Source organism: Telluria sp. GW821-FHT07G12, from assembly GCF_059418525.1.
Genome location: NZ_JBWKQA010000001.1, coordinates 755,494 through 781,678, shown reverse-complemented (window position 1 = coordinate 781,678; position 26,185 = coordinate 755,494). Strand labels below are relative to the sequence as shown.

General features: G+C 57.0%; 26 protein-coding genes. 23 read left to right on the top strand and 3 right to left on the bottom strand.

Annotation, left to right across the window (positions count from 1 at the left end; genetic code table 11):
- The first annotated feature begins 390 nt into the window (after positions 1-390).
- The 4 genes from AC07PE_RS03780 to AC07PE_RS03765 are packed head-to-tail and all read left to right on the top strand — an operon-like array spanning position 391 to position 3,394.
- Positions 391-1,359, top strand: a complete 969-nt coding sequence (locus AC07PE_RS03780; protein WP_498761726.1) for an RluA family pseudouridine synthase — start codon at positions 391-393, stop codon at positions 1,357-1,359.
- The gene (locus AC07PE_RS03775) at positions 1,359-2,018 is read left to right on the top strand and encodes an HAD-IIIA family hydrolase (protein ID WP_498761724.1); all 660 of its coding nucleotides are present in this window, start codon (positions 1,359-1,361) and stop codon (positions 2,016-2,018) included. Before AC07PE_RS03780 ends, AC07PE_RS03775 begins: the two co-directional genes overlap by 1 nt.
- Entirely contained in the window at positions 2,015-2,386 is a 372-nt protein-coding gene (locus AC07PE_RS03770) for a Rieske (2Fe-2S) protein (RefSeq protein ID WP_498761723.1), read from the top strand. The genes AC07PE_RS03775 and AC07PE_RS03770 overlap by 4 nt, the downstream gene beginning before the upstream one ends.
- Before the next feature lie 15 nt (positions 2,387-2,401).
- Positions 2,402-3,394: a S49 family peptidase gene (locus tag AC07PE_RS03765; RefSeq protein ID WP_498761721.1), complete on the top strand. Its 993-nt coding sequence runs from the start codon at positions 2,402-2,404 to the stop codon at positions 3,392-3,394.
- Positions 3,395-3,550: 156 nt separating this feature from the next.
- On the opposite strand, the gene AC07PE_RS03760 is transcribed toward AC07PE_RS03765, so the two are convergent.
- Positions 3,551-3,802 carry a hypothetical protein gene (locus tag AC07PE_RS03760; protein WP_498761720.1) on the bottom strand — a complete coding sequence of 84 codons (252 nt, stop codon included), beginning with the start codon at positions 3,800-3,802 and terminating at the stop codon, positions 3,551-3,553.
- A gap of 192 nt (positions 3,803-3,994) precedes the next feature.
- Here AC07PE_RS03760 and AC07PE_RS03755 point away from each other — a divergent pair, with 192 nt between their 5' ends.
- The 3 genes from AC07PE_RS03755 (at position 3,995) to AC07PE_RS03745 (ending at position 6,852) form a co-directional block, all read left to right on the top strand.
- Complete coding sequence (locus AC07PE_RS03755; RefSeq protein WP_498761715.1) at positions 3,995-4,711, top strand: pseudouridine synthase; 717 nt, start codon at positions 3,995-3,997, stop codon at positions 4,709-4,711.
- Between the two features lie 85 nt (positions 4,712-4,796).
- On the top strand, positions 4,797-5,846 hold the full coding sequence (locus tag AC07PE_RS03750) for a phospholipase A (RefSeq protein ID WP_498761711.1): 1,050 nt from the start codon (positions 4,797-4,799) through the stop codon (positions 5,844-5,846).
- A gap of 19 nt (positions 5,847-5,865) precedes the next feature.
- Positions 5,866-6,852 carry a fumarylacetoacetate hydrolase family protein gene (locus AC07PE_RS03745; RefSeq protein WP_498761709.1) on the top strand — a complete coding sequence of 329 codons (987 nt, stop codon included), beginning with the start codon at positions 5,866-5,868 and terminating at the stop codon, positions 6,850-6,852.
- Here the strand turns inward: AC07PE_RS03745 and AC07PE_RS03740 are convergent.
- Positions 6,849-8,006, bottom strand: coding sequence for a hypothetical protein (locus AC07PE_RS03740; protein ID WP_498761707.1), 1,158 nt, complete (start codon positions 8,004-8,006; stop codon positions 6,849-6,851). The two genes, AC07PE_RS03745 and AC07PE_RS03740, sit on opposite strands and share 4 nt — an antisense overlap.
- Before the next feature lie 107 nt (positions 8,007-8,113).
- On the bottom strand, positions 8,114-8,497 hold the full coding sequence (locus AC07PE_RS03735; RefSeq protein ID WP_498761705.1) for a hypothetical protein: 384 nt from the start codon (positions 8,495-8,497) through the stop codon (positions 8,114-8,116).
- Between the two features lie 124 nt (positions 8,498-8,621).
- Here AC07PE_RS03735 and AC07PE_RS03730 point away from each other — a divergent pair, with 124 nt between their 5' ends.
- From AC07PE_RS03730 to AC07PE_RS03655, 16 genes are all read left to right on the top strand, one after another.
- Entirely contained in the window at positions 8,622-10,700 is a 2,079-nt protein-coding gene (locus tag AC07PE_RS03730) for a polysaccharide biosynthesis/export family protein (RefSeq protein ID WP_498761703.1), read from the top strand.
- A gap of 54 nt (positions 10,701-10,754) precedes the next feature.
- Positions 10,755-11,936, top strand: coding sequence for a Wzz/FepE/Etk N-terminal domain-containing protein (locus tag AC07PE_RS03725; protein ID WP_498761701.1), 1,182 nt, complete (start codon positions 10,755-10,757; stop codon positions 11,934-11,936).
- 83 nt (positions 11,937-12,019) lie between these two features.
- Complete coding sequence (locus tag AC07PE_RS03720) at positions 12,020-13,186, top strand: nucleotide sugar dehydrogenase (protein ID WP_498761699.1); 1,167 nt, start codon at positions 12,020-12,022, stop codon at positions 13,184-13,186.
- A 62-nt stretch (positions 13,187-13,248) separates the two neighbouring features.
- Positions 13,249-14,310 carry a Gfo/Idh/MocA family protein gene (locus AC07PE_RS03715; RefSeq protein ID WP_498761697.1) on the top strand — a complete coding sequence of 354 codons (1,062 nt, stop codon included), beginning with the start codon at positions 13,249-13,251 and terminating at the stop codon, positions 14,308-14,310.
- Positions 14,307-14,777 carry an acyltransferase gene (locus tag AC07PE_RS03710; protein WP_498761695.1) on the top strand — a complete coding sequence of 157 codons (471 nt, stop codon included), beginning with the start codon at positions 14,307-14,309 and terminating at the stop codon, positions 14,775-14,777. The genes AC07PE_RS03715 and AC07PE_RS03710 overlap by 4 nt, the downstream gene beginning before the upstream one ends.
- A gap of 4 nt (positions 14,778-14,781) precedes the next feature.
- A complete protein-coding gene (locus AC07PE_RS03705; RefSeq protein WP_498761693.1) occupies positions 14,782-15,897 on the top strand; it encodes a DegT/DnrJ/EryC1/StrS family aminotransferase in 1,116 nt (371 codons plus the stop codon).
- A gap of 15 nt (positions 15,898-15,912) precedes the next feature.
- Positions 15,913-16,527, top strand: coding sequence for an imidazole glycerol phosphate synthase subunit HisH (gene hisH / locus AC07PE_RS03700; RefSeq protein WP_498761691.1), 615 nt, complete (start codon positions 15,913-15,915; stop codon positions 16,525-16,527).
- Positions 16,528-16,529: 2 nt separating this feature from the next.
- The gene (locus AC07PE_RS03695; protein WP_498761689.1) at positions 16,530-17,294 is read left to right on the top strand and encodes an AglZ/HisF2 family acetamidino modification protein; all 765 of its coding nucleotides are present in this window, start codon (positions 16,530-16,532) and stop codon (positions 17,292-17,294) included.
- A gap of 6 nt (positions 17,295-17,300) precedes the next feature.
- Positions 17,301-18,440: an N-acetyl sugar amidotransferase gene (locus AC07PE_RS03690; RefSeq protein WP_498761687.1), complete on the top strand. Its 1,140-nt coding sequence runs from the start codon at positions 17,301-17,303 to the stop codon at positions 18,438-18,440.
- A gap of 54 nt (positions 18,441-18,494) precedes the next feature.
- Positions 18,495-19,727, top strand: a complete 1,233-nt coding sequence (locus AC07PE_RS03685) for a lipopolysaccharide biosynthesis protein (RefSeq protein WP_498761685.1) — start codon at positions 18,495-18,497, stop codon at positions 19,725-19,727.
- A 1-nt stretch (position 19,728) separates the two neighbouring features.
- The gene (locus tag AC07PE_RS03680; RefSeq protein ID WP_498761683.1) at positions 19,729-20,352 is read left to right on the top strand and encodes an acyltransferase; all 624 of its coding nucleotides are present in this window, start codon (positions 19,729-19,731) and stop codon (positions 20,350-20,352) included.
- Entirely contained in the window at positions 20,352-21,566 is a 1,215-nt protein-coding gene (locus AC07PE_RS03675; RefSeq protein WP_498761681.1) for an O-antigen ligase family protein, read from the top strand. Before AC07PE_RS03680 ends, AC07PE_RS03675 begins: the two co-directional genes overlap by 1 nt.
- Entirely contained in the window at positions 21,559-22,710 is a 1,152-nt protein-coding gene (locus AC07PE_RS03670) for a glycosyltransferase family protein (protein ID WP_498761679.1), read from the top strand. The genes AC07PE_RS03675 and AC07PE_RS03670 overlap by 8 nt, the downstream gene beginning before the upstream one ends.
- On the top strand, positions 22,707-23,855 hold the full coding sequence (locus tag AC07PE_RS03665) for a hypothetical protein (RefSeq protein ID WP_498761677.1): 1,149 nt from the start codon (positions 22,707-22,709) through the stop codon (positions 23,853-23,855). Before AC07PE_RS03670 ends, AC07PE_RS03665 begins: the two co-directional genes overlap by 4 nt.
- Positions 23,852-25,141: a glycosyltransferase family 4 protein gene (locus AC07PE_RS03660; protein WP_498761676.1), complete on the top strand. Its 1,290-nt coding sequence runs from the start codon at positions 23,852-23,854 to the stop codon at positions 25,139-25,141. Before AC07PE_RS03665 ends, AC07PE_RS03660 begins: the two co-directional genes overlap by 4 nt.
- Positions 25,142-26,185 carry a polysaccharide biosynthesis protein gene (locus tag AC07PE_RS03655; RefSeq protein WP_498761674.1) on the top strand — a complete coding sequence of 348 codons (1,044 nt, stop codon included), beginning with the start codon at positions 25,142-25,144 and terminating at the stop codon, positions 26,183-26,185. It abuts the gene before it with no gap.

Genomic DNA, 26,185 nt, shown 5'->3' with positions numbered 1-26,185 from the left:
GCTAACAGCGACCTCAGCCAGACCGCGAGGCGGCCGGATCGGGAACCTGGACCAGGCGATCTATCAGCCTTGGCCTGCGGGTTCCTCGAGGGCACCTTACAGCGGGTCCGGCGCAAACGACAAGCGTTATCGACGCCATCACCCGGCGAGCCGAAAAAGCCGGCTTGCCGGTACTTATCCTTAAGATTCCAAACAATCCAATCCTGCAGTCCTGTGCGCTACCCGATTACAACTGCGGTGCAACCCTGATACTCACAAGACCGTGCGTACACTTTTTCTTCATCGAATTCGCATTATTGCGGGGCCGACGAAGGCGCCCCTGTGTAAAATATCGTTTTAATTCTTACACCTGCAGAGGTTTGACCGCCGCCTGTCGATTATATATTCAAAATGAAGGACTTAGAGAAGAATTCTGTCCAGCTTGTAACGATCGCCGAAGAAGAAGCTGGACAGCGCATCGACAACTACCTGCTGCGCGTCTGTAAAGGTGTCCCGAAAAGCCATATTTACCGCATCCTCCGCTCCGGCGAAGTGCGTGTGAACAAAGGACGTATCGATCAGTTGTACCGCCTGCAAGCCGGCGATGTGGTGCGGATTCCGCCGATCCGCATTGCCGAGAAGGCTGCCGGCAGCGTCCCCGTGCCCGGCGCCGAGTTCGCCATCGTCCATGAGGACAGCCACCTGCTCGTCATCGACAAGCCGGCCGGCGTTGCCGTGCATGGCGGCTCGGGCGTGTCGTACGGCGTCATCGAACAGCTGCGGGCGGCGCGTCCGCAGGCCAAGTTCCTGGAACTGGTGCACCGCCTCGACCGCGAAACTTCGGGATTGCTGTTGCTGGCCAAGAAGCGTTCGGCCCTGACCCACCTGCACGACCAGATGCGGGAAGGAACGACCGACAAGCGCTACCTGACCCTGGTGAGCGGCAACTGGACCAATCCGCGCCAGCACGTCAAGCTGCCCCTGCACAAATTCACGACCGCTGACGGCGAGCGCCGCGTGGTGGTGCAGGCCGGTGGCCAGGAAGCACATACCGTGTTCAACCTGCTGCGCAAGTGGCAGGACTTCGCCCTGCTCGAAGCCGAGCTCAAGACCGGGCGCACGCACCAGATCCGCGTGCACCTGGCCTCGAGCGGTTTCCCCATTCTAGGGGACGAGAAATACGGCGATTTTGCATTGAACAAGCAGCTTCAGAAGGCAAACGACGCGCGCGGCGCCCTCAAGCGCATGTTCCTGCACGCGTACCGGATCACCTTCCAGCACCCGGAAACCGGCAAACCGATGACCCTGACGGCGCCGCTTCCGGCGGAGTGCGAGCGTTTCTTGGTAAGCTTGGGGCAACCAACAGGCAAACACTCATAATGTCACGCAAGCAATTCGATCTGATCGTCTTTGACTGGGACGGCACGCTGATGGACAGCACCGCCACCATCGTCAAATGTATACAGTCGGCCGCCAAGGACCTCGGCCTCGGCGTTCCCAGCGATGCCGCGGCCGCGCATGTGATCGGGCTCGGCCTGTCGGAAGCCATGCAGGCGGTCATGCCGGACATCGATCCGGCCCTGTATCCGCGCATGGTGGAGCGATATCGCTACCATTTCCTGACAAAAGACCACGAACTGGTCCTGTTCAAGGGCGTGCCGGCCATGCTGGAAGAGCTCTCGCAGCTCGGCTATTTCCTGGCGGTCGCGACCGGCAAGAGCCGGGTCGGCCTGAACCGTGCGCTGAACGCTTGCAGCCTGCTATCGACCTTCGATGCGACCCGTTGCGCGGACGAGACATTTTCCAAGCCCCATCCTGCAATGTTGCAAGAATTGACAAGGGAACTGGGGCAGGACATGCGTCGTACCGTTATGATCGGCGACACAACGCATGACTTGCTCATGGCCAACAATGCAGGCGCTGCCGGCATCGCGGTCGAGTACGGCGCGCATCCTGTGCAGCAACTGCAGGCATGTCACCCGATCTTCACGGCAAAGAACGTGCCGGAACTCCATCAGTGGCTGATCGAGAACGCATGAGCGAGGCGAGCGAAGTCTTCATCTGCGGCTCCGATGCCTTGGTCGACGGCGGCAATGGCGTGCGCTTTCCCGTCCTCGCGTATGGAGATGAAGCGACCGGTTTCGTGGTGCGTTATGGCGGCAAGGTCTATGGCTACCTGAACCGTTGCGCCCACGTTCCGATCGAGCTGGACTGGTTCAAGGGTGAGTTCTTCGAGTCGAGCAAGCTGTACCTGATGTGTTCGACGCATGGCGCGATTTATGTGCCCGAAACCGGCGTCTGCACCGGTGGGCCATGCAGGGGCGGCAGGCTGCGCCCGATCGCCGTGCGCGAAGCGGGGGATGGCGTCTATTGGCAGCCGGACCAGCATTTCCAGCCGCCGAAGTAAATCAAGCAGACATTTATGAGCGAAAACAACAGCAACGAGAATCAGAAAGCCAACGACGGCCCGGGCACCGTTCGCAACTGGGAGCGCGAAACCCTCGAACGGCTCGTGTTCGCCACGGTGCGGGAGCAGCGGGCTGCGCGGCGCTGGGGAATCTTCTTCAAATTTTCCTTCTTGCTGCTGGCATTGTTCGCGATCTGGGCCTATTTCGACTTCAACACCGGCTCCGACATCGAATCGCTGGGCCGCCACACCGCCCTGATCGAGATCGACGGCACCATCGACGATGAAGGCAGCGGCGCCGCCGACACCGTGATCCCGTCCCTGAACAAGGCCTTCTCCGATGCCGGCTCGGCCGCGGTGGTGCTGCGCATCAACAGCCCGGGCGGCAGCCCGGTGCAGGCCGGCATCATCGTCGACGAGATCCAGCGCCTCAAGAAGGGTTATCCGAACAAGCCGCTGTACGTGGTGGTGGACGAGATCTGCGCCTCGGGCGGCTATTACATTGCGGCGGCGGCCGATAAGATCTATGTCAACAAGGCGAGTATCGTCGGCTCGGTCGGCGTGCTGATGGACGGCTTCGGCTTTACCGGCCTGATGGACAAGCTGGGCGTCGAGCGCCGCCTGCTGACGGCCGGCGAGAACAAGGGCTTCCTCGATCCGTTCAGCCCGCAATCGGACAAGCAGAAGCAGCACGCGCTGGCCATGCTGAACGAAATCCACGAGCAATTCATTTCCGTGGTGCGCGCCGGCCGCGGCAAGCGCCTGAAGGAAAACCCGGAAATCTTCTCCGGTCTGTACTGGACCGGCGCCAAGGCGGTCGAGATGGGCCTGGCCGACGGTTTCGGCACGGTCGACACCGTGGCCCGCGACGTGGTCAAGGCCGAGGACATCATCGACTACACCGCCCACGAAGGCCTGCCTGAGCGCGTGCTGAAAAAATTCGGCGCTTCGGTCGGCGCGGGCGCAGTGAAGTCGGTTTACCGTGGAGCTGTTCCCAGCCTGCGCTGATCAATCAATATTCGCCTTGAAACTTCGGGAGTGTCGTCTATAGTTGTTTTGTAGCTTACAACTACAGACCCGCATACGTGCGGTATCGAGTGAACTTCATTCCTCAGGTTGGATCCCGCAATGGGAGGAAACGACGGCGAAAGCCGTCGTTTTCATTTACTCAGCATGAAAACCGCCATCCTCGAGCCAGGCCTGGAACTGGCGCTGGGCCTGGGCATACCACGCGGCACGCATGGATATGTGTCGGGTGGACGAGAAGACATGCGGGATGTCGCCGCCCCGCGTCCAGCGCGCAAGGGCGAGGCGGGTCGGAAACACGGCGGCGTACTCTTCTGCGGGCCGGTAATAGCGGCTCGGGCTCGTCCTCAGCGGGTAGGGTTCGCGGTTTGGATGCTGATCGATATGCACTTTATCCTCATTTCTCTTATGTAGTCGTAGTCCTACGCTTAAAATTTGTAGGTCGATTCCTAATGAGGTTTCAGTGTAACAACAGGATTCGCGACGCTCTTGAGCTGTGTCAAACGTGTTCTTGCCGCTGATTCAAACTGTGGAACCAACTGAGCTTTGCCATACACATCGGTTCTGTTAAAGTCGCGGCCCATGAGCAAATTATCCCTAGACCGCATCCTGCAATCGCAAGGCTTCGGTACGCGCAAATACTGCCGCGCCCTGATCGAGGACGGCGACGTCGCCATCAATGGCGAAGTCCTGGACAATTACAAGACGACGGTCGAGACCGACGGCCTGGTCCTGACCGTATTCGACGAGGAATGGGTGTACCGCGAACGCGTCTACATCGCCCTCTACAAGCCGGCCAACTTCGAATGTTCGCGCAAGCCCAGCCACCATCCGGGCGTGCTGACCCTGTTGCCTGAGCAATTTACCTGGCGCGAAGTGCAGCCGGTCGGCCGCCTCGACCACGACACCACCGGACTGCTGCTGATGTCGGACGACGGCCCCTTCATCCACGCCCAGTCCTCGCCGAAACGCCACGTGCCCAAGGTCTACCAGGCAACGACCCAGGAGCCGGTGACGCAGGCTCTGGTGGACCAGCTGCTGGGCGGCGTCCAGCTGCACGACGAGCCGGCGCCGCTGGCGGCCGTGACCTGCATCCAGCGCGGCGAGCACCAGCTCGAGATCGTGCTGGAGCAGGGCAAGTACCACCAGGTCAAGCGCATGCTGGCGGCTGCGGGCAATCATTGCCTGGCACTGCATCGTTCGCAGATCGGCGGCCTGACGCTGGAGGCGCTGGGCTTGAAGGAAGGGGAGTGGTGTTTCCTGGAGCAGGCGCAGCTGGATCTGCTGGTGCCAGCATAAGTCACGCCGGAGGCTGCCGTGCGACGTAGTTGAGGCATTTCCGCGACACTCGTCATCTCAGTGCTTGTCACCAAGATAACGACTCATGCCTACGAAATCATATAAATATCTCTCCGTTTTAACACTCCTCGTCATCAATCCGGCCCTGGCCCAGCAGGGCGCTCCCGACATCTCCGGCTGCGCACGCATCGCGGACGCCGTCGTGCGCCTTGCCTGCTATGACCGCCTGGCCGGGGTCAACACGACCCCGGCCACCGATGCGGCAACGGCGCCCGCGGTCGCCAAAGTTGAGGTCGATCGCGAAGTCCAGGCCTCGCTCGACCTGTCGCCGGAAAAGATTCGCGGCTTCAGCCTGGCCGACCACTGGGAGTTGGACCAGGAGCACCGACGCGGCGTCTTCAATTTCCGGCCGCACAACGTGAACTACCTGATGATCACGCGCACGGCGCATCCGAACAACGAGCCTTACCGGCCCTTCCGCGACCTCGCCGACTTCAACACCGACCTGGCGCACAACGAACTGGTGTACCAGCTGAGCTTCAAGGCCAAGCTGGTGGAAGGCATCGCGAAGAAGCCGGTCGACCTCTGGTTCGGCTACACCCAGAACAGCTTCTGGCAGGCCGGCAACCGCCAGGCTTCCAGCCCCTTCCGCGAAACCAATTACCAGCCCGAGCTGATGGCGGTGACGCCGCTGAACTTCGACGTGCTCGGCATGCACGCGAGCTTCCTCAACCTCGGCGTGGTGCACCAGTCGAACGGGCAGGCGTCGACACTGTCGCGCAGCTGGAACCGGTATTACGCCCAGGTCGGCCTGGAACGCGCCGGCTTCACGGTGCTCGGCCGCGTCTGGAAACGGGTCAACGAATCGGCCAGCGAGGATAACAATCCGGATATCGTCGACTACATGGGCCGCGGCGACCTGAACGTCACCTATCGCAACAATGGCCACGATTATTCGGCCCTGCTGCGCCGGAACTTCTCGACCAACCGCGGCGCCGTCCAGCTCAGCTGGGCATTCCCGCTGGCCGGCCACTTCAAGGGCTATGCGCAGTACTTCTCGGGTTACGGCCAGAGCCTGATCGACTACAACTACTACCAGAACGTGGTCGGTATCGGCCTGCTCGGTACATTCTGAGCTGCATTACAATGGCGAGATGAAACTTGCCACCATCAAGGATGGATCGCGCGACGGCCAGCTGGCCGTCGTCTCGCGTGACCTGAAAACCGCCCATATCGCCGACGGCATCGCGCCGACCCTGCAAGCCGCCCTCGACGACTGGGCCTTCATCGCCCCGCAATTGCAGGCGCTGTACGAGGAGCTGAATGCAGGGCGCACCCGCCGTCCCTTCGACTTCGACCCGGCGCGCTGCATGGCGCCGCTGTCGCGCGCTTACCAGTGGGCGGACGGATCGGCCTACGTCAACCACGTCGAACTGGTACGCAAGGCGCGCGGCGCCGAGATGCCGGCCTCGTTCTGGGAAGACCCGCTGATGTACCAGGGCGGCAGCGACGACTTTATCGGCCCGACCGACGACATCGTGCTCGCGCACGAGGAGTGGGGCATCGATTTCGAGGCGGAAGTGGCGGTGATCACCGGCGACGTGGCGATGGGCGCGACCCCGGATGAAGCGCACCAGCAGATCCGCCTGCTGATGCTGGCAAACGACGTCTCGCTGCGCAACCTGATTCCGGCCGAGCTGGCGAAGGGCTTCGGCTTCTTCCAGTCGAAGCCGGCGACCGGCTTCTCGCCGGTAGCGGTGACGCCGGACGAACTGGGCGATGCCTGGAAGGGCGGCAAAGTCCACCTGCCGCTGCGCTCGACCTGGAACGAGCGCCTGGTCGGCCAGCCGGATGCCGGCGTCGACATGGTCTTCAACTTCCCGCAGCTGATCGCCCACCTCTGCAAGACCCGCAACGCGCGCGCCGGCAGCATCATCGGCTCGGGAACGGTGTCGAACAAGGACACATCGCGCGGCTACTCGTGCATCGCCGAACAGCGCTGCCTGGAGACGATCGAGTTCGGCCAGCCAGTGACGCAGTTCATGCGCTTCGGGGACACGATCCGCATCGAGATGCTGGACGAGAAGGGCAAGTCGATTTTCGGGGCGATCGAGCAAAAAGTAAAACGTCTGGAACGCTAATGTAGGGTGGGCACCCCGTGCCCACGCGATTCACTCCAAAACTCGCCGCTCACTTCTTCGCCCCGTAAATCCACCTCCACTGGCCGTGAAATCCTGCGCGCCGCATCCGCGATGCGCAGCGTCCCATCCGGCTCGTGCACCCGGTACCAGAGGAAGGCCACGCCGGACAGTCGCAGTTTCTGCCCCGTGAACAGCGAATCCTTCACGATCGTCATCCCCTCCAGCCGCAAATCGAAATCCAGCAACAGCATGCCCTCGGTGCGTGCCGCATAGCCCAGGTAGCGCGCGGCGTTATATAAAGGGCTACGATCACCGGTCTCGCCGGCATTGAGCGAATCGATGAAGGCGTCGACGGTCTTCAGCAGCGCGCCGGCGCCCGACGCCACCGCCGCCAGCTCGCGCTTCTCCTCGCCCTTGGTCGCATCCGCCAGGCGGTCGACGGCGCCGATCCGCTGCGCGAACTCGCCGCGCTGAGCCGCCAGCGCACGTACGCGCGAGAGCAGGGAGGTGTACTGCCTGCCATCCAGCTCACCCAGGTAGCCCGCGCCTAGTCTATTGATCTTGCCTGGACATGCACGCGCCAATAGGGTCGCGAACAGGCTCCTCGCGCCCTCGCCATAGGCCATGCCCTGCACGGACACATCGCTCTTGAACAGCGAGGACAGGTCGGCGCCCGCTTTGAGCGTGGCCGGCACCGCCGTAAGCAGGGTAAAGGCGATGGCGGCGCTGCTGCCCTGCGGCGTGTGCGCCTCGATCACCTGCTGCAGCGCCTTGTTCTGCTTCGTCAGGTCATCCTTCAGGCGCTCGATGGCATCGACGACCTGGCGCGCGGCCAGGATGCCCTGGGTGGCGGCGGGTTCATAGATGGCGGTCTTGCGGTCGGCGGGGAGGGCGGTGCAGATCTCGTGCGCCAGGTCTTTGGCCAGATCGAAGGCCTGGACCAGGCCGGCGGCGCCGAACTGCTTCGTGTCGATGCTGCCCTGGAGCGGCTTGATGGAGGAGGGCGGCAGGCGGGCGAGGAGTTCGGCGCGTTCGGCTTCGGCGATCGCGGCTCGGGCTTCGGCGTTATCGCTTGCGCCATATGCCGAGTGTGAAATTGTTGCAAATGCTAGGCAAATCGAAATAAATTTCTTTATATCAGATCGTCTATTCATATTAATTAGATTTCAACGTATGTGGTGTTCTGTTAATTGGAGTGTGATTATGGTAATTGTTCACAATCTCACCAAAAGTCACGCGGTGTTGCATCTGCAGGTTCAATCTATCCATAGGTAAACAAAGAGTGTTTTGCGCTCTTGCCAATCCCCCATCGAAGGGGTATTTCGATTGTGGTGAATATGCCGAATTCCACATCCATGGCGACGAATTGAGTGGAAACGGAGACAACAAAAGGGTTCCTATCCCCATTGCCCTCGGGTAAAATGGCAGGCTGTTTGAATCGCGTCCACGCCCCATCCCTTCCAAGACCAATGTTCAAGTTCAACAAGAGTTTTACAGCCGCCGCGCTGGCAGTGACCGCTATTACCGCTTCTGCACAGGAGGCCAGCAAGGCCGATATGTTTAGCCAGGAGACGCCCTCGTCCGTTGCTGACTCGGCAGTCGCGCCCGCGTCTGCGGCGCCCCGCAAGCTGTCGATCACCAACACGGCGGCAGGTCTGGCAAGCGGTCAAGCTCAGGGGCAAGGCCGTGCGGCAGCGAATGGTATGAACCAGGCCGGCCGTTTTGAGGCGCCGGCCAATGGTGTGGATGCTCGCCAGCTTCAGAAGCAAATGGCTGAGCAAAACGCGCCCTTGAGCGAATTCCAGAAATTCATCGCAGATAATACCGGCAGGGTATTGCCGATTTTCGGTTCCGAATTCTTCGCCAATGCGCCGTCGACTTTCGCGCCTATCCTGAATTCGCCGGTCCCCAGCGATTATCCGCTGGGTCCGGGCGACGAATTGATGATCCGCGGCTGGGGTACGATCGATATCGATTTCCGCGCCACCGTCGACCGTAATGGCACGATCAATATCCCGACCATCGGTTCGGTGGTGCTGGCAGGCGTCAAGGCCGGCGATGCCGAAAGCGTGATCCGCAATGCCGTGGCGCGCTTGTACAAGGGTGTGACGGTCAGCGTCAATTTCGGCCAGTTGCGCGCGATCACCGTGTACGTCGTGGGCCAGGCCAGCCGTCCGGGCACCTATACCGTGTCGAGCCTGTCGACCCTGGTGACCGCGCTGTTTGCAAGCGGCGGTCCGAACGCCAACGGCAGCATGCGCCGCGTGCAGGTCAAGCGCGGCGGCAAGGTCGCGGCGGAGCTGGACCTGTATTCCTTCATCGCCAAGGGCGACAAGTCGGCCGACATCAAGCTGCTGGACGGCGACACTATCTACATCCCACCGGCGGGCGGCTATGTGGCGCTGGTCGGCAAGGTCAACAGCCCGGCGATCTACGAACTGAAGAACAGCAGCGACAGCGTCGCTTCCCTGCTGGATGTCGCCGGCGGCTTGCCGGTAGTGGCCGATCCGCGCCGTGCCTACCTCGAGCGCATCGATCCGACCAGGAGCCATCCGCGCAGCGTGGAAGAGTTTGCGCTGAACACTGAAGGCCTGCAGCGTCCGCTGAAGAATGGCGACGTGCTCAACGTGACCTCGATCACCCCGGATTTCTCGAACGCCGTGATCCTGCGAGGTAACGTCGACCAGCCGGTGCGCGCGCCGTTCAAGCAGGGCATGCGCGTCAGCGACTTGATCCCCAGCCGCGAATACTTGATTACCCGCGAGTCGACCAGGCGTCAGAACAATGTGGTGGCGGCCGGCGACCTCGAAAAGGACACGACCGAAGACGCGGAAAAGATCGCTTCGCGCATCGGCAACCTGATCGCCCCGATCAACTGGGATTACGCCGTCGTCGAGCGCGTCAACCGCGCCGACCTGAGCACCAAGCTGATCCCGTTCAACCTGGGCGCCGTGTTCAGCAACCCGAACGGTGCGGACAACGTCCAGCTGCAGCCGGGCGATACTGTGACCATCTTCTCGCAGGAAGATGTGGCGGTGCCGATGGACAAGCGCCAGGTGTTCGTGCGCGTCGAAGGCGAGGTCAAGGTGCCGGGTGTGTATCAGATGACTGCCGGCGATACGCTGCAGAGCCTGATCGCCAAGGCGGGCGGCCCGACAGGCAATGCCTACCTGTTCGGTACCGGCTTCTACCGTGAAGATGTGAAGAAAGAGCAGCAGGCGAACCTGCAGCGCGCGGCAGATCGCCTGGAAACCCAGCTGCGCAGTGAACAGTCGCGCCAACTGGCGAACTTGCGTGGCGCGAACTCGGCCGAGGCTGCGGCCCTGACCGCCCAGTTCGAAGGCGAGCGCCGTACTGCCGAAGAGCGTATCGCACGTTTCCGCAAGCTGCAGCCGACCGGCCGTATCGCTTTCGGTCTCGATCCGAAAGAGCGCTCGTTTGCCCGTCTGCCGCAGGTGACACTGCAGAACGGCGATCGCCTGGTGGTGCCGTCGAAGCCGGCGTTCGTGCATGTGTTCGGTGCCGTCAATGTCGAAGCTTCGCCGCTATGGAAGCCGAATAGCCGCGTCAAGGATTACCTGAAGCTGGCCGGTACGACGGCGGATGCCGACATCGACAATACCTTCGTGCTGCGGGTCGACGGCACCGTAGTGTCGGAGGACTCGCAAAGTTGGTTTTTCGGCAAGATCGGTGGTCTTGAGGTCATGCCGGGAGACACGATCGTGGTGCCTGAGAAGCTGGACAAGCAGACTGCCTGGACGAAATTTACGCAAGGTGCGCGCGAGTGGACCCAGATTCTTGCGAACTTTGGACTTGGCGCAGCCGCAATTAAAACGCTTCGCAATTAACCCGATTAGCCCAATCAATTACGGCATCTATATAGCATGAATCAAATAGGTAACATGGATCGTCAACACGATGCTTCAGCGCTTGAAGGTGAGAGCGCGATGATCGATTTGCTGATCGCTCTGGCGAAACACAAGAAAGCAATCATAGCCGTGACCTTCGGCGCCGCGGTTCTTTCCGCGGCCGTGAGTATGGCGCTGCCCAATGTCTACAAAGCCACTACTAAACTTTTGCCACCCCAGCAGAGCCAGTCGAGCGCAGCCGCCCTGTTGTCTCAATTGGGTGGTGTTGCCGGTGCGGCAGCGGGCGCTGCTGGTGTAAAAAACCCGAACGAACTTTACGTCGGCATGTTGAGGAGTAGGACGGTTGCCGATCGCCTGATCGCGCAGTTTTCCTTGAAGAAAGCTTACGACACCGATTCGCAGGAAAAAGCGCGAAAGTTGCTTGAAGCAGGTACGAGTATCACGACCGGAAAGGACGGGTTGATCGTCATTGAATTCGAAGACACCAACAGGCAACTGGTCGCACCTTTGGCGAATGCGTATGGGGGCGAACTGTTCCGCTTGATGAAGCTGATGGCCGTAACCGATGCTTCGCAGCGGCGCCTGTTCTATGAACGCCAGCTTGAAACCGCCAAGGATAATCTTGCGAAAGCCGAGATGGCGTTGAAAGGCAGGCTCGATACACGCGGTGTGATCAGTGTCGACATCGAGAGCAAGGGCATCGTCGAAACCATCGCCCGGCTGAAAGCGCAACTGTCTGCGAAAGAAATTCAGCTTGCTTCGATGCGTGCGTTCCTGACTTCTAACAATCCGTCATATCGTCGGGTAGAGGAAGAGTTGAACGAAATGCGCGCTGAACTTTCGAGGCTCGAAAACGGCAGTGGTTCCGAGTTGACCACCTCGGAGAAACAAGGCGGGCTCGAAAACATCAAGCTGCTGCGCGACCTGAAGTATCAACAGATGCTGTACGAGGCGATCGCAAAACAATACGAAGTTGCGCGCCTCGATGAGGCAAAGGATCCTTCGATCATCCAAGTTCTGGACACTGCTGTCGAACCGGAATTTAAAACAAGGCCAAAACGTGCTTTGATGGTTCTGCTGGCCACGCTGACTGCCGTGATTGGTGCCATGTGCTGGGCGCTGGTGGTCGAGGCCAAGAAAAAGGCACTCATCTCGTCTAAAAATGCTGCGAAATGGGCGGAATTGAAAACCCAACTCGGACGCGTAAAACGCTGAAAAGCCGGGAGTTTACAGTATTGTCAACAGAGTGCTGCGATGTGAAATCGAGCGCATAAAGAAGAAAATTAGCGGCTTTAAATATGAAAATCGCCATTGCCGGTACCGGTTATGTAGGTCTCTCAAATGCCATCTTGTTGGCGCAGCATAATCAGGTTGTTGCGCTCGACATCGTTCCCGAAAAAGTTGCCATGCTCAACAGGCGGCAGTCGCCGATCGAAGACAAGGAAATAGAAGAGTACCTGGCTTCTAAAAACCTCGATCTCCGAGCTACGATGGACCAGAACGAGGCTTATGGCGGGGCAGACTTCGTCATTATTGCCACGCCTACCGACTACGATCCGGAAACCAATTTCTTCAATACTAAATCGATCGAATCGGTGATTCGCAGCGTTCTCGCTATCAATAAAACGGCAACGATGGTGATCAAGTCCACGGTTCCAGTCGGCTACACGGAGAGGGTGCGGCAGGAATTCGGTGTCGATAATATCATTTTCTCGCCTGAATTTTTGCGGGAAGGCAAGGCTTTGTTGGATAACCTTCACCCTTCGCGTATTGTGGTGGGTGAGCGCTCCAAGCGGGCACAGGTTTTCGCAGCGTTGCTGCAAGGCGGTGCAATCAAGCAAGACATTCCAACGCTGTTCACCGACAGTACCGAAGCCGAGGCAATCAAGCTGTTCGCCAATACATTCCTGGCGATGCGCGTAGCCTACTTTAACGAACTCGATACGTATGCATTGACACACGGACTGGATACTCGCCAGATTATTGATGGGGTCTGCCTGGATCCTCGCATCGGCAGTCACTACAATAATCCCAGCTTTGGTTATGGCGGCTATTGCCTGCCTAAAGACACCAAGCAGCTCCTCGCAAACTACCAAGACGTTCCGCAAAACCTGATTCACGCCATTGTCGAGTCGAATACGACGCGCAAGGATTTCATCGCGGCGGATATCCTCAGGCAAAAGCCAAAAACCGTTGGAATTTATCGTCTGGTAATGAAAACCGGTTCGGACAATTTCAGAGCCTCCAGTATCCAGGGCGTGATGAAGCGATTGAAAGCCAAGGGCGTCGAAGTCATCATTTTCGAGCCGGCTTTGCAAGAGGACAGTTTCTTCAATTCGCCGGTCGTGCAAAATCTGGGTGCTTTCAAGGAACGAGCGGACGTGATTATCGCAAACCGGCAAACAGACATGCTGGACGATGTTCAGCACAAGGTTTACACCCGCGATTTATTCGGCAGCGACTGAGACGACATCGCAGAATCGCGATTTGTCAGTTCGAAAAAATTTAATAATTGAAAGGACGTAACATGCTTAATTTTGCTCTCGTGGGTTGCGGCAGGATCGCCAAGAGGCATTCTGAATTGCTTGGACTGGGACAAATCGAGGGAGCGCGTCTCGCTGCCGTGTGCGATCTTGTCGAGTCGAAAGCCAAGGCGATCGGCGAACAGTTCTCCGTGCCTTATTACACCGACATGCACGAAATGATGTTGGCCGGCGGTATCGACGCCGTGGTGGTGCTGACCGAGAGTGGAAATCACGCCAAGAACGTTGTCGAACTGGCCCGGCATGGGAAACACATCATCGTTGAAAAGCCGATGGCGCTCACGCTGGACGATGCCGATGCGATGATTCGCGCCTGCGACGATGCCGGCGTCAAACTTTTCGTCGTCAAGCAGAACCGTTTTAATGTGCCGGTCGTAAAACTGCGCAGCGCCATGGAAGAGGGCCGTTTTGGCAAACTCGTGCTGGGTACCGTGCGCGTGCGCTGGTGCAGGACGCAGGAATACTACGACCAGGCTCCTTGGCGCGGTACCTGGGCAATGGACGGCGGCGTGCTGACGAATCAGGCCAGCCACCACGTCGATATGCTCGAGTGGATGATGGGCGAAGTGGACAGTGTTTTCGCGCGCAGTGTTAACGCCTTGGCCCGCATCGAAGCGGAAGACACGGCTGTGGTCACGCTCAAGTTCCGTAACGGTGCCCTTGGCGTCATCGAGGCCACTACTGCTGCACGACCGAAAGACCTGGAAGGATCGATTTCCATCCTCGGCGAGGGCGGGACGGTAGAGATCGCCGGCTTTGCGGTAAACAAGATGAAGACCTGGCACTTCGTCGAGCCGCAAGCTGGCGATGAACACGTCATGGAGCAATATTCGGTCAATCCGCCGAATGTATATGGCTTCGGGCACCAGGCGTATTACGAACATGTGGTCGACAGCATCAGCAATAATAGCCGCCACCTGGTGGATGGTCTCGAAGGCCGGAAGAGCCTCGAACTGATCAACGCAATTTACGAGTCGATCGAAACCGGCAAGGAAGTCCACCTCCGTTTCCGTCCTCAGCATTGCAAACTGGGGGGGAACAATTGACCGCGCCGACGATTCGCGAGGCTGGCATCCATAACGTCTCGTTCGGCGAAAACGTTACCATCGTTAATCCAGTCAACATGTACGGATGCTCGATCGGCAACAACGTCTTCGTCGGTCCGTTTGTCGAAATCCAGCGCGACGTGAGCATCGGCGACCGGACCAAGTTGCAATCGCATGCGTTCATCTGCGAACTCGTGGATATCGGCAAGGATTGCTTTATCGGGCATGGCGTCATGTTCATCAATGATTTGTTCGCGACAGGTGGTCCTGCACGCGGTAACAAGTCGCTCTGGAAGAGCACGAAGATCGGCGACAACGTGTCCATCGGCAGCAACGCGACCATCCTGCCGGTCACGGTGTGCAACAACGTAGTAATCGGTGCCGGCGCTGTCGTCACTAAAGACATTAACGAAGAGGGCGTCTACGCGGGAAACCCGGCACGTCTGATCAGGAAAGCTAATTGGTAAATATATGAATACTTCAGTTCCTTTCGTCGACCTTCACGCTCAATATCTGACCATCAAGAGCGACATCGATGCTGCAATCAGCGACGTCATCGAGAAATCCTTGTTCATCCGCGGCCCATATGTGGAAAAGTTCGAGCAGATGTTCGCTCAGGCCATGGAGCGCAAATATTGCGTCTCGTGCGCCAACGGCACCGACTCGCTCTACATCGCAATGGTGGCGCTCGGCATCAAGCCTGGAGATGAGGTCATCGCTCCAGCCCATTCTTGGATTTCGACGACCGAAACGATTACCCAGGCGGGCGGCAAAGTCGTGTTCTGCGATACCGATCCGGACACGATGACGATCGACCCGCGAGCGATCGAAAGCAAGATCACGAAGAATACCGTTGGCATCATCCCGGTGCACCTGTACGGTCAAGCGGCAGATATGGGCGCTATCATGGATATTGCCAACAAACACAAGCTGTGGGTTCTGGAAGATTGCGCCCAAGCCCACTTGGCTCGCTACAAAGGCCAATTGGTAGGCACCTTCGGCAATGCCGCGTCCTTCTCTTTCTATCCCGGCAAAAACCTCGGCGCCATGGGCGACGCCGGTGCGGTCGTGACAAACGATGTAGCGTTGGCGGAAAAAATGGCGATGTTCGCCCGGCATGGTGGTTTGAAAAAAGGCGATCACCAAATCGAAGGCATCAATAGCCGGATGGACGGACTTCAAGCGGCTATCCTCTCGGTCAAGTTGCCGCATCTCCCGGCATGGACCCGTGCCCGTGCAAATCTGGCGAACAACTATACCGAAGCACTTTCCAATACGCCTGGGTTGACCACGCCTTATGTCGCTGAGGGCCGCGATCCAGTCTGGCACCTGTACGTCATCCGCCACGAAAAGCGCGACGAATTGGCGAAGTTCCTTGGGGCCCGTAGTATCCAAACTGTGATCAATTACCCTGTCGCGCTGCCGTTCCTTCCGGCGTACAAGCACTTCGGGCATGTGCCTGATGATTTCCCGAATGCGCATCAACATTCGTCGGAAATCCTGTCGCTTCCGATTTTCCCGGAACTGACGATCACCCAGTTCGACACGGTGGTCAGCGCGGTTCGCGAATTCTGCAAGGATTGCTAAGTCGTCGCCCGGCCTATGATTTCTATACTCTCTTATGGTTGCGGGAACATCAGCTCGATCGCCAACATGTTTCGTGTATTGGGTATCGAGACGCGTATCGTCCAGACGCCAGAACAGGTACTGCAAGCCGACAAGTTGATCCTTCCCGGTGTCGGAGCATTCGACTATGGCATGGGGCGTCTCGATGAAGCAGGCCTGATCGATGCTTTGAACAACGTAGCTCATCAGAAGCGTATTCCAATCCTGGGAATTTGTCTGGGTATGCAATTGATGTGCCGCATGAGCGAGGAAGGAAAACGGCCGGGCCTGAACTGGATCGATGCTGAAGTAAAGCGCTTTGTTTTCCCTGAACAGCAACAGCACCTCAAGGTGCCGCACATGGGGTGGAACAATCTGCAAATCGCCCGTGAAAATCCGATCGTTGTGCCGGAAGACGAGCGTCAGCGTTTTTATTTTGTGCATTCGTACTTTGTCCGCTGCAACGACGCAAGCGACGTTTTGGCGACGTCTCACTACGGCCATGATTTTGTTGCTTCTTTCAAAAAAGAAAATTTGTACGGCGTACAGTTCCATCCTGAGAAGAGCCATCGTTACGGTCTCGCACTCATGAAGCGTTTCGGAGAACTTTGAACATGCTTCGACAAAGAGTAATCCCGAGCTTGTTGCTCAGCCGTGGCGGCCTCGTCAAGACCAAGAAGTTCGCGAATCAAAAGTACGTCGGCGATCCGGTCAACGCGATCCGAATATTCAACCAGAAAGAGGTCGACGAACTGATCGTGCTCGACATCGACGCGAGCAGAACCGGAAAGGGCCCGGACTACGCGCTGATCGAGCTGTTCGCAGCGGAGTGCTTCATGCCGCTTTGCTACGGCGGCGGTATCGCAACGGTCGACCAGGCGCGCATCCTGTTCGAGATGGGGGTCGAAAAAGTCAGCATCCAGACCGGCGCTTTTCAGGATCTGAATCTCATCGGCGATATTGCGAGCCGCTTCGGCAGCCAAAGCGTCGTCGCCTCGATCGATATCAAGAAAGACCTGTTCGGCAGGTTGCGCCTTTACGAAGCCAGTACCGGCAACGTGCGGCGCCAGAACTGGCAAGAACACTTGAAAGCGGTTGAGCAGGCTGGCGCCGGCGAAATCTATCTCAACTCTGTGGACCGCGATGGCATGATGGCCGGAATGGACACGCAATTGATTTCGACTGCCACCGCCCAGTCTTCTGTCCCGATCATCGCGTCCGGTGGGGTGGGAAGCCTTGCCGACATTTCTGCAGGTTTGCGAAGCGGCGCGAGTGCGGTCGCGGCAGGTGCGTTTTTCGTTTTCCATGGTCCGCACCGTGCGGTACTTATTACTTACCCGAGCCCCGACGAAATCGATAGTGTGCTTGGAATCTCATAATTCATAATGAATCAACATTACAAGATGTGCACTCGCTGTGTTATGGACAGTACAGCGAGCGATATTCAATTCGACACCCAAGGGACTTGTAATTACTGCAGCGAGTTCGCATCCAGCGTTCACGGCATGCTGACCCGCACTCAACAGGACCAACGGGCGGTCTTGGACCAGTTTGTCGCTACGGTAAAACACGAGGGGCGCAACAAACCCTACGATTGTATCGTCGGGGTATCCGGTGGCCTGGATAGTTCCTGGACGCTGGTGCAGGCCAAGCAACTGGGCCTGCGTCCGCTTGCGGTGCACATGGATAACGGCTGGAATTCCGAGCTGGCACAGAGCAACATCGAAAATCTCGTTAAAAAACTCGGTGTCGATCTTTACACACACGTGATCGATTGGCACGAATATCGCGGCCTGATGCAGGCATTTTTCGACGCTGATGTGATCGATGTCGAACTGCTTTACGACAATGCAATGCTGGCAGTGAACTACCAGCAAGCCTTGGCTCACGGTGTGAAATACATCTTGGCCGGCACCAATCAGTCCACAGAAGGCCTGCGGATGCCCTCGGAGTGGAACTGGTTCAAGTTCGATGCGCGTAACATTCACGGCATTTCGCGGCAGTTCAATGGTCCGGCGCCGAAAACCTTCCCGTCGCTCGGGGCATTTAGGCATTTCTGGTACCAGAGCATCCGGCGTTACCGCTGGGTATCGTTCCTCGACTTCCTTGACTATACCAAGGCGGGGGCGCTGGCAGAGCTGCAGGCGAATTTCGGCTACAAACCGTACCCATACAAGCATTACGAGTCGGTTTTCACCCGCTTCTACCAAGGCTACATCTTGCCGCGCAAGTTCAAGGTCGATAAGCGGCGCGTTCATCTCAGCGCTCTGGTAGTAACTGGCCAGATGTCTCGCGACGACGCCATCAAGATGCTGGAAGAGATTCCGTATCCTTCCGAGGCCGATATGGCAGCAGACGTCGACTATTTCCTGAAAAAGATGGGTTGGACCCGCGTCGACCTGGACGAATACCTGCGGCGCCCGGTGAACTCCCACGCCGGCTACCCTTCCGAACGGGAAGCCTGGAACTCGTTCGCGAAGCTGTACGGCCAAATGAGGCAAGTCGTCCGCAAAGCCCATGCGTAATACCTCTGCGAATCACTAATGGTCTTTGTTAGACGCCTTTCTTCGTTTCGGCAGATGCTCAAAGGGGCACCAGCCATCTTTCTTGGCGCCATCTCTGCGCAGGCGATCGCGTTCCTTGCCAGTCCGGTACTGACACGCGTATACGCGCCTGAACAGATGGGAACGTTCGCAATCTACACGTCTGCGATTGCGGTTCTCGCGCTCGTGTCGACGGCCCGCTACGACTTCGCCATCATCAGCCCGAACACCGATGCAGTCGCTCGTGCCTTGGTTGCCGTCGTCAACGGCGTCGCATTGGCCATGTTCGCAGTAAGCATGACGGTTGTGACGGTCGGTTTGGGCGTCGGATTCTGGCGTGGCGACGCGCTTCAGCATCTCTGGATGCTGGCAGTCCCGGTCGGCGTATTCTGCACGGCCGTTCAACTCGGCTACTCGGCTTACCTAATGCGGCACGTCCGGACCGGAGCAATTGCTATCGTTCGCATTTCGACGGCATTATGTTCCTCCGTCCTGGCAATCGCGTTCGGTCATTTCGGCTTCGGCACGTGGGGCCTGCTTTCCTCGTCTCTTGTCGCGCTTGCGATCGCAGCCCTGCTGGCGTGGAGCATGTCCGGACTGAGCATTGGTGCGGATATCCCGCAGCACCGCGTGCTAAGTGCCGCAAAACGCTACCTGGACTATCCCAAGGTCGATCTGCCTTCCTCGCTGTTCGGCGTGGTTGGTGGCCAATTACCGACCTTACTGCTCGGCAGTTTCTTCGGAACCTCGTTCTTGGGATTTTATGCACTTGTAGACCGTGTGCTGGCAGCCCCCCTCAATATTATTGGCAGCGCCATCGGTTCTGTGTACCGGGTACGGGCAACCCAAAGCAATGCGGCAAACGGGAATTTTCGTAAAGAATTTCTCCGGACCTTTTTCCAGCTCTTACTTGCAGCATGCTTGTTTTTTTTGCCAATGATGATTTTAGGGGAAGAAATTTTCAGTTTCGTTTTCGGCGCCAAATGGCGCGTTGCCGGAAAAATTGCACAAATGCTTTCGCCGCTTTATTTCATCAGGTTCGTTGCCTCACCTCTTTCCATGAGCCTTTATGTTCGCAATAAGATGAAATTCGACATGAGGGGGCAGATGGCGCTATTGTTCACGGCTGCGATATCGATGCTGGCTGGATGGAAGCTCAACAATCAATGGCTTGCATTGAAAACCATGGTTCTGCTTAACAGCATTTTGTATCTCTTGTATTTAGTGTATGCCTACCGGCTTTCTGGCGGTGAGATGAAGGAAATTTAAAATGGGAATCAAGCGTAAAATCGCCGATCTGTTGACCTTCATCCCCATCATACGCGCCGTACTGGAAACGCGAGAGACCCATACGCCGGTCACTTTGCGGATGTGGGTCATTCAAAAGCTGTTCGGTGAGAATCGCAGCGCATATTGGCCAGTGCACCATTCCAGTATGGTTACGTCACCTCACCGCATACTCGCCGGTATCGAGACCTCGCCGGGTATTATGCCCGGCTGTTACATTCAAGGACGCGGCGGAATCCTCATCGGCGATTACACGCAAATCTCGTGCAACGTCGGTTTGATCAGCGCAAACCATGATGTGTACGATTGCCGAATTCATCATGAGGAAACATTTCCAAGCGTGGAAATCGGTTCGTACGGCTGGATCGGTATGAATGTGATGATTCTTCCCGGCGTCACTCTTGGCGACTTTACGGTCGTTGGTGCCGGCTCCGTGGTCACCAAATCCTTCCCTGAAGGTTATTGCATCATTGCCGGAAATCCTGCAAAAGTCATTAAAAAGCTCGATCCGGAAAAGTGTGTCCGTTATCGAAGCCAGCATGAGTATCGGGGCTATATACCTGAAGCCGAATTCGATGAGTTTCGCCGGAAGAATCTGGAAATTTGATGGTAAAGAATGCGTTATCGGGGTTGTCCCAAAGCAGGTCACTTGACTTCGCCTCGGCACTTCAGGTCTTCGTATTCGTCGACCTGCTGTTCCTGCCTCGCCTCCTTTTTGCATTCGGCATTCCGCTGTCGTTGCTTTTCGTCATCTTCAGTCTGGCAAAAGGAAAAATCCCGGTGCCGCGGCTGCTTTGCGCCTTGCTTCTGTTCGCAATCATGACTGCAAGCGCGCTTTATGGCGCCTACAGCGGAAAAAATGTAGTTCCCGAGGAAAGCCTGAAACGCGCCATTCAGTTGTTCTGTATTCTCCTTTATTCCTTCCTGCCGATTAATACGGAGGTGGTTCGCCCGGTACTCGTAAAAGTTTTCAGGGCCTTTTATTTCTGGGTTTTCCTCACGATGCTGGTATTTTTCTTCCAGCCTGCGCTTTTTGGTGAACTCGCCGCACGAATTTATCCGGAAACGCTCGATATGCTCGAGGCTACTCTGGAAATTTTCCGGTTTGCCTACCTTTATTCGGATCCTAATTCCGCAGGTTACATGATTTGCCTGACGTTGGTCGGATACCTGTTCCTGGAATACGAGTTCCGCTGGTCTGTAATTTGCACCACATTGGCGATCGCGGTCATTTTGGCCACGCAGTCTCGTGGCGCGTATATCGGTGTCGTTTTTATTCTGCTTTACCTCTGCTTCGTTTCGAAAGCATCGGTTTTCAAGAAAAGCATGGTGCTGCTCGGCTTCGCAACAGTATTGGCGGGTTTGGCGGCCTATTACAGCGAAGACATCGACCAGGCATACACGGTCTTCGAAGCGCGCTTCGATCAGGAAGAAGACCTCGGCGGTGGTCGCTCTGGCAAGTATAAATACATGTTCGAAAACTTCAACCTGCTTCCTTTCGGTACCGGCTATCATTTGAGGCGGGGCGGCGAAGAATTCAGACCGCACTCGGATTTCATTCGTATCAACCTTTCGTATGGAATTCTCGCATTCCCTCTGCTCATGTATTTTGTGTTCCCTAGGCATAGACGACAACTTCTGTTGTTTGCGGTGTTCCTGATTCCGTTCCTGATCAATACAGTAATTGACGACTTCCGCTTATTCGGACTATATTTGCTCCTTTTCGAGATATTGGCACAGCCTTCCTTTGCCATGCCGAGAACTGGTCAGACCTCTCCGGCTCAGGTTGTAAGAAACGAAAGACAACTCGACCATGAATAACTTCGATTCAAGCCGGCAGGGCGTTGTCATATTAACGATCAGCGATTGGGATGAGCCCAAGCGTCTTCGCAAACAATTGGCGGAGGTTCTTGCGCTCGACATGAATGTGACCTATGTAACCCTTCCGATCGGGTTTCGTAATCCGCAGGTCGATTCCGACCGCATGGACGGGAACATTCGCGTTATCAATCTCGCAGGGCCACATATTCCTTTTCGTTTGCTGCATCGATTCGGCGTCGTACGCTGGTTGTATGAACGCCTGCTTGCCCACCGTCTGAGCAGCTTCCTGAAAGGGAGCTCCGTCGATTCGGTGTTCTGTTTCACCCAGATGCATCCAGGCTTGGTGGCTCTGTTCCCACGCGAGAAGGTGATTTATGTCGCGAACGATGACCATGCATCCATGGCGCCGAACGAGCGTGTCGCAAACCAGATCGCCCGCGACGAAGCTCGCGCCATCGCGTCGAGCAGCCGTGTCCTGAGCGTTTCTGAAGTCATTGCACGACGACTTTCGCAGTTCGGCAGACCGGTGCATGTGATGTATCCAGGCCACGATAGCGATGTCCTTCCGCTTGCGCGATTTAAGTCCGACGTACGCTTGCCACGTTCGGCATGTTTTTTCGGTTACATAGACTGGAGAATCGACTTCGATCTGTTGGCAGAAATGCTGGAAGCCGGGTGGGTAGTCAGTCTTATTGGCCAGGTAGTGTCCACGGGCAAACAGATTGCAGAGCTGGCGTCCAGGTTTCCGCGACAGTTCGAAGTTCATCAACCGGTGCCGAGTGAACTGGCGCCGGAGATGCTTGCACGTTACCAAGTTCTGATCATGCCTTATCGCTATCGGAATGCGGCGCAGGCGGCGGTCATGGAACTTCCGAACAAAACCTTCGTGTACTTGTGTGCCATGCGTCCTGTTGTTACGACTTGGATGCCGAATCTCAAGCTGGTAGAGCCTGGCCTCATTTATCGCTCGAGAACGCACGAGGAATTCATCGAAGCTTGTGAGCGCGCGGTCCGGGAAGATAATGAAGAGCATGCGATCCGTCGCAGCGAAATTGCGCGTCAAAATCGTTGGGATGGACGTCGATCGTTGTTGAAGGATCTTGTGGATGGCAAGGCCGTCGTATTTGGAGAGGGTGCCCGATGAAGTCCGTATTCATCGGCCACTTTTCGCCTGCTGAACAGGCCGGCGGGAACGCGAGTTCCGCCGCAGGTAACCAGGTCCAACGGCAGATTCTGAAAGAATTGCGAGATCAGGGCGAAGACGCGCTTTGCTATGCAATGCAACCCCTGCCGGCCTGGCCCAAGGGGCCGTTCCTGGCGAAGTCCTTGCGTGAACAAGGTACTGAATTCATCGGGTATATCAATGTTCACCTGATCAAGCATATCGTGTTTTCGCTGTGTGTCCTGGCGCGGCTCCTGGCAACGCGTCCGCGCCTGTGTGTGCAATACAACTCATACTTGTTCGAGAATCTGGCGCTCTTGTTGTTCCGGATCTTGAGCCCTCGTGCTTTCCTTGTCATCCTGATACAGGATATTCATGCGGAAATCACGGCTTCGTTGTTGTCCAGGCGAAGCATGCGTGGATTGTCGGAGCGTCTCTCGATTTTCCTGTCGCGGGAATTCGATCTTGTTGTTCCGATCAGTAATGCGATTGTTAGCGATTTTGGCTTTGCACCGAAAAAATGCATTTTGTTCCAGGGCGGGGTGACTGCGTTCGCCGAAAAACTCATATCCGCCGAGCCTGTGCCGCTGGAAAATATTGGCGTGTTTGCAGGCGCGTTGGAGCTGCATAACGGTATCGACCGTCTTGTCGACCAATGGATCGCCTGCGGCACCGAGCACACGCTGCATGTGTTCGGACGCGGCTCGCTCCAGGAGCATGTGGCTAATGCTGCCAAACGTTCGCAGCGCATCATCTATCATGCGCAGCAGCCGGAAGAGATCATCCTGCAATGGCAGGCCAGAGCGAAATGGAATTTCTGTCTTCGCTACAGCGCGGGTCTCAACCAGCAATATTTTTTCCCGTCAAAAATGTTCAATGTCGTCTGCGCACCAGGCACCGTGATCGTGAATGACTTTTACGCACTTCCAGACGCGCTTCGCGAGTATCTTGATATCGTGGCAGACGACCTGTCCGATCTTGGCAGCGTGCTGGAAAACAGTAAGCAGAGATGGGCGATCGAGCGTGTAAGGAATCGGCGCGAGATTGTGCGGTCCAGCCATAGCTGGCGCGCCTGCGTCGGACGGATCATCGCACGTGCAGGCCTGACCGTCAGAGAAGCAACATGATCGATATAAACGACGCGTTGACCGAGCAGATCGATGCCGATTTGACCCCTTGCAGGTTCATGGCCGGGCCGGGAAAACTGATGGTGTTGGTTTTTGTCAGGTATTACTTGCCGGGCTATAAGGGTGGTGGTCCGATCCGGACGATCGAGAACATGGTAAACCGGCTGTCGGACCATTACGAATTCCTAATCGTGACGTCCGATCGGGACCTCGGCGATGCACAGCCATATAAAGGCATAACGACCGACGCCTGGAATCGGGTCGGAAAAGCAAAAGTTTTCTATGCGAGCGGCGGCGCAGGATTTTTATCGCGCATGCAGCGCCTGGTCCGTGATACGCCGCATGATGTTGTGTACCTCAACAGTTTTTTCGATCCGCAATATACACTGACCCCCCTGTTGGCGGCGAAAATGCGGAGTTTGCGATCGAAGAAGCCAACCATCGTGGCGCCGCGCGGCGAATTTTCGAGAGGCGCTTTCGCAATCAAGACTTTCAAAAAGAAAGTGTACTTGTGGGTGGCGCAGCAGCTCCGCTTGTTTGAAGGCGTGATCTGGCAGGGATCTACCGATTGCGAGATAGACGACGTAAAACGCATGGCGCCGAACCGCGATATCGTCAGTGCCCGGGCAGGAAACCTGCTTGTGGTGCCGGATCTGGCTGCGCGTACCAACAAGATGGGGCCGGCGCAAAGCGGCGAGCGGGGCGGCAGAGCCGAGTGCTTGCGCGTCTGTTTCGTAGCGCGAATCGCGCCGGTAAAAAATCTCGATTTTGCATTACGCGTCCTGGCGAAAGTAAAAGTCCCGCTGCATTTTTCGATCTACGGACCGAAGGAATCGCCGCAGTATTGGGACGAATGCGCTGCGCTGATTCGGGAGTTGCCGGATCATGTGAAAGTCGAGTATCGGGGCGGCTTGCAAAACACGCAGGTTTGCAAGACCATCTCCGACTATGATTTGTATTTTGTGCCAAGCCGCGGAGAAAACTTTGGACACGGTTTCATAGAGGCGTTCTCGGCAGGCGTCCCGATCCTCGTGAGCGACCAGACACCGTGGCGAAACTTGAAGCATCAGGGCTTGGGCTGGGATATTTCGCTCGACACGCCCGACGAATTTGTCGCTGCGATCGAAGAGGCCGAGGGCTTCAAAGATCCGGAGCGTAAAGAAATGCGTTCGCGCTGTATTGAATTTGCTTATCAAATCGCGAACGATTCCGAAGCATTGCAGGCGAACGAAGCTATGTTTCGCAAAGCGATTGAGATTTTTCATCAACAAAATTCTGGAAGATAAATGGACCGTTTTACCGGCAAGACTTTATTGATTACTGGCGGCACGGGCTCGTTCGGTAACGCAGTTCTCGAGCGATTCCTGGACACCGATATTTCGGAAATTCGCATTTTCAGCCGCGACGAGAAGAAGCAGGACGACATGCGAAAGAAGTACCATAGTCCGAAGCTGAAGTTCTACATCGGCGACGTGCGCGATTTCTCGAGCCTACTCAACGCTACCCGCGGTGTCGACTACATTTTCCATGCTGCCGCGCTGAAACAGGTGCCGTCCTGCGAATTCCACCCGATGGAAGCAGTCAAGACCAATATCATCGGTACCGACAATCTGCTCGAAGCCGCGATTCAGAACAGCGTCCGGCGCGTCGTCTGCCTGTCGACCGACAAGGCGGCCTATCCGATCAATGCGATGGGCATTTCCAAGGCCATGATGGAAAAGGTCATGGTGGCGAAGTCGCGCGGCTTGGACGACAACAAGACTGTCATCTGCGGCACGCGTTACGGCAACGTGATGGCTTCGCGCGGTTCGGTCATTCCGCTGTTCGTCAGCCAGATCAGGGCTGATAAGGCGATTACCGTCACCGATCCTGAGATGACGCGTTTCATGATGACGCTAGAAGACGCGGTGGACCTGGTGCTGTATGCTTTCGAGCACGGCCGTAATGGCGACCTGTTCGTGCAAAAGGCACCGGCTGCGACCATCGAAGTGCTGGTCGAGGCGTTGTTGTCGATCATGGAAAAGCCAAAGCATACGGTGAACGTGATCGGCACCCGCCACGGCGAAAAACTGTATGAAACCCTGCTCAGCCGCGAGGAAATGGCGGCTGCAGAAGACCTCGGCGAATACTACCGCGTACCGCCGGACCTGCGCGACCTGAACTACGGCAAATTTGTCGAGGAAGGCGAGCAGGAAATCTCGAAGCAGGAAGACTACAACTCGCACAATACCGAGCGTCTCGACAAGGACGGCATGAAGCGCTTGCTGATGAAGCTCGAGTTCATCCGTTCGATTTCGAACGGCGAAACGCCGGATTTGCGGGACGCTTGA

What these genes read in the sequence shown, in the direction of transcription:
- AC07PE_RS03780 (WP_498761726.1), top strand. Translation starts at nt 391, where the DNA reads ATGAAGGACTTAGAGAAGAATTCTGTCCAGCTTGTAACGATCGCCGAA.
- AC07PE_RS03775 (WP_498761724.1), top strand. Translation starts at nt 1,359, where the DNA reads ATGTCACGCAAGCAATTCGATCTGATCGTCTTTGACTGGGACGGCACG.
- AC07PE_RS03770 (WP_498761723.1), top strand. Translation starts at nt 2,015, where the DNA reads ATGAGCGAGGCGAGCGAAGTCTTCATCTGCGGCTCCGATGCCTTGGTC.
- AC07PE_RS03765 (WP_498761721.1), top strand. Translation starts at nt 2,402, where the DNA reads ATGAGCGAAAACAACAGCAACGAGAATCAGAAAGCCAACGACGGCCCG.
- AC07PE_RS03755 (WP_498761715.1), top strand. Translation starts at nt 3,995, where the DNA reads ATGAGCAAATTATCCCTAGACCGCATCCTGCAATCGCAAGGCTTCGGT.
- AC07PE_RS03750 (WP_498761711.1), top strand. Translation starts at nt 4,797, where the DNA reads ATGCCTACGAAATCATATAAATATCTCTCCGTTTTAACACTCCTCGTC.
- AC07PE_RS03745 (WP_498761709.1), top strand. Translation starts at nt 5,866, where the DNA reads ATGAAACTTGCCACCATCAAGGATGGATCGCGCGACGGCCAGCTGGCC.
- AC07PE_RS03740 (WP_498761707.1), bottom strand. Translation starts at nt 8,006, where the DNA reads ATGAATAGACGATCTGATATAAAGAAATTTATTTCGATTTGCCTAGCA.
- AC07PE_RS03730 (WP_498761703.1), top strand. Translation starts at nt 8,622, where the DNA reads ATGGCTGAGCAAAACGCGCCCTTGAGCGAATTCCAGAAATTCATCGCA.
- AC07PE_RS03725 (WP_498761701.1), top strand. Translation starts at nt 10,755, where the DNA reads ATGGATCGTCAACACGATGCTTCAGCGCTTGAAGGTGAGAGCGCGATG.
- AC07PE_RS03720 (WP_498761699.1), top strand. Translation starts at nt 12,020, where the DNA reads ATGAAAATCGCCATTGCCGGTACCGGTTATGTAGGTCTCTCAAATGCC.
- AC07PE_RS03715 (WP_498761697.1), top strand. Translation starts at nt 13,249, where the DNA reads ATGCTTAATTTTGCTCTCGTGGGTTGCGGCAGGATCGCCAAGAGGCAT.
- AC07PE_RS03705 (WP_498761693.1), top strand. Translation starts at nt 14,782, where the DNA reads ATGAATACTTCAGTTCCTTTCGTCGACCTTCACGCTCAATATCTGACC.
- hisH (WP_498761691.1), top strand. Translation starts at nt 15,913, where the DNA reads ATGATTTCTATACTCTCTTATGGTTGCGGGAACATCAGCTCGATCGCC.
- AC07PE_RS03695 (WP_498761689.1), top strand. Translation starts at nt 16,530, where the DNA reads ATGCTTCGACAAAGAGTAATCCCGAGCTTGTTGCTCAGCCGTGGCGGC.
- AC07PE_RS03690 (WP_498761687.1), top strand. Translation starts at nt 17,301, where the DNA reads ATGAATCAACATTACAAGATGTGCACTCGCTGTGTTATGGACAGTACA.
- AC07PE_RS03685 (WP_498761685.1), top strand. Translation starts at nt 18,495, where the DNA reads ATGCTCAAAGGGGCACCAGCCATCTTTCTTGGCGCCATCTCTGCGCAG.
- AC07PE_RS03680 (WP_498761683.1), top strand. Translation starts at nt 19,729, where the DNA reads ATGGGAATCAAGCGTAAAATCGCCGATCTGTTGACCTTCATCCCCATC.
- AC07PE_RS03675 (WP_498761681.1), top strand. Translation starts at nt 20,352, where the DNA reads ATGGTAAAGAATGCGTTATCGGGGTTGTCCCAAAGCAGGTCACTTGAC.
- AC07PE_RS03670 (WP_498761679.1), top strand. Translation starts at nt 21,559, where the DNA reads ATGAATAACTTCGATTCAAGCCGGCAGGGCGTTGTCATATTAACGATC.
- AC07PE_RS03665 (WP_498761677.1), top strand. Translation starts at nt 22,707, where the DNA reads ATGAAGTCCGTATTCATCGGCCACTTTTCGCCTGCTGAACAGGCCGGC.
- AC07PE_RS03660 (WP_498761676.1), top strand. Translation starts at nt 23,852, where the DNA reads ATGATCGATATAAACGACGCGTTGACCGAGCAGATCGATGCCGATTTG.
- AC07PE_RS03655 (WP_498761674.1), top strand. Translation starts at nt 25,142, where the DNA reads ATGGACCGTTTTACCGGCAAGACTTTATTGATTACTGGCGGCACGGGC.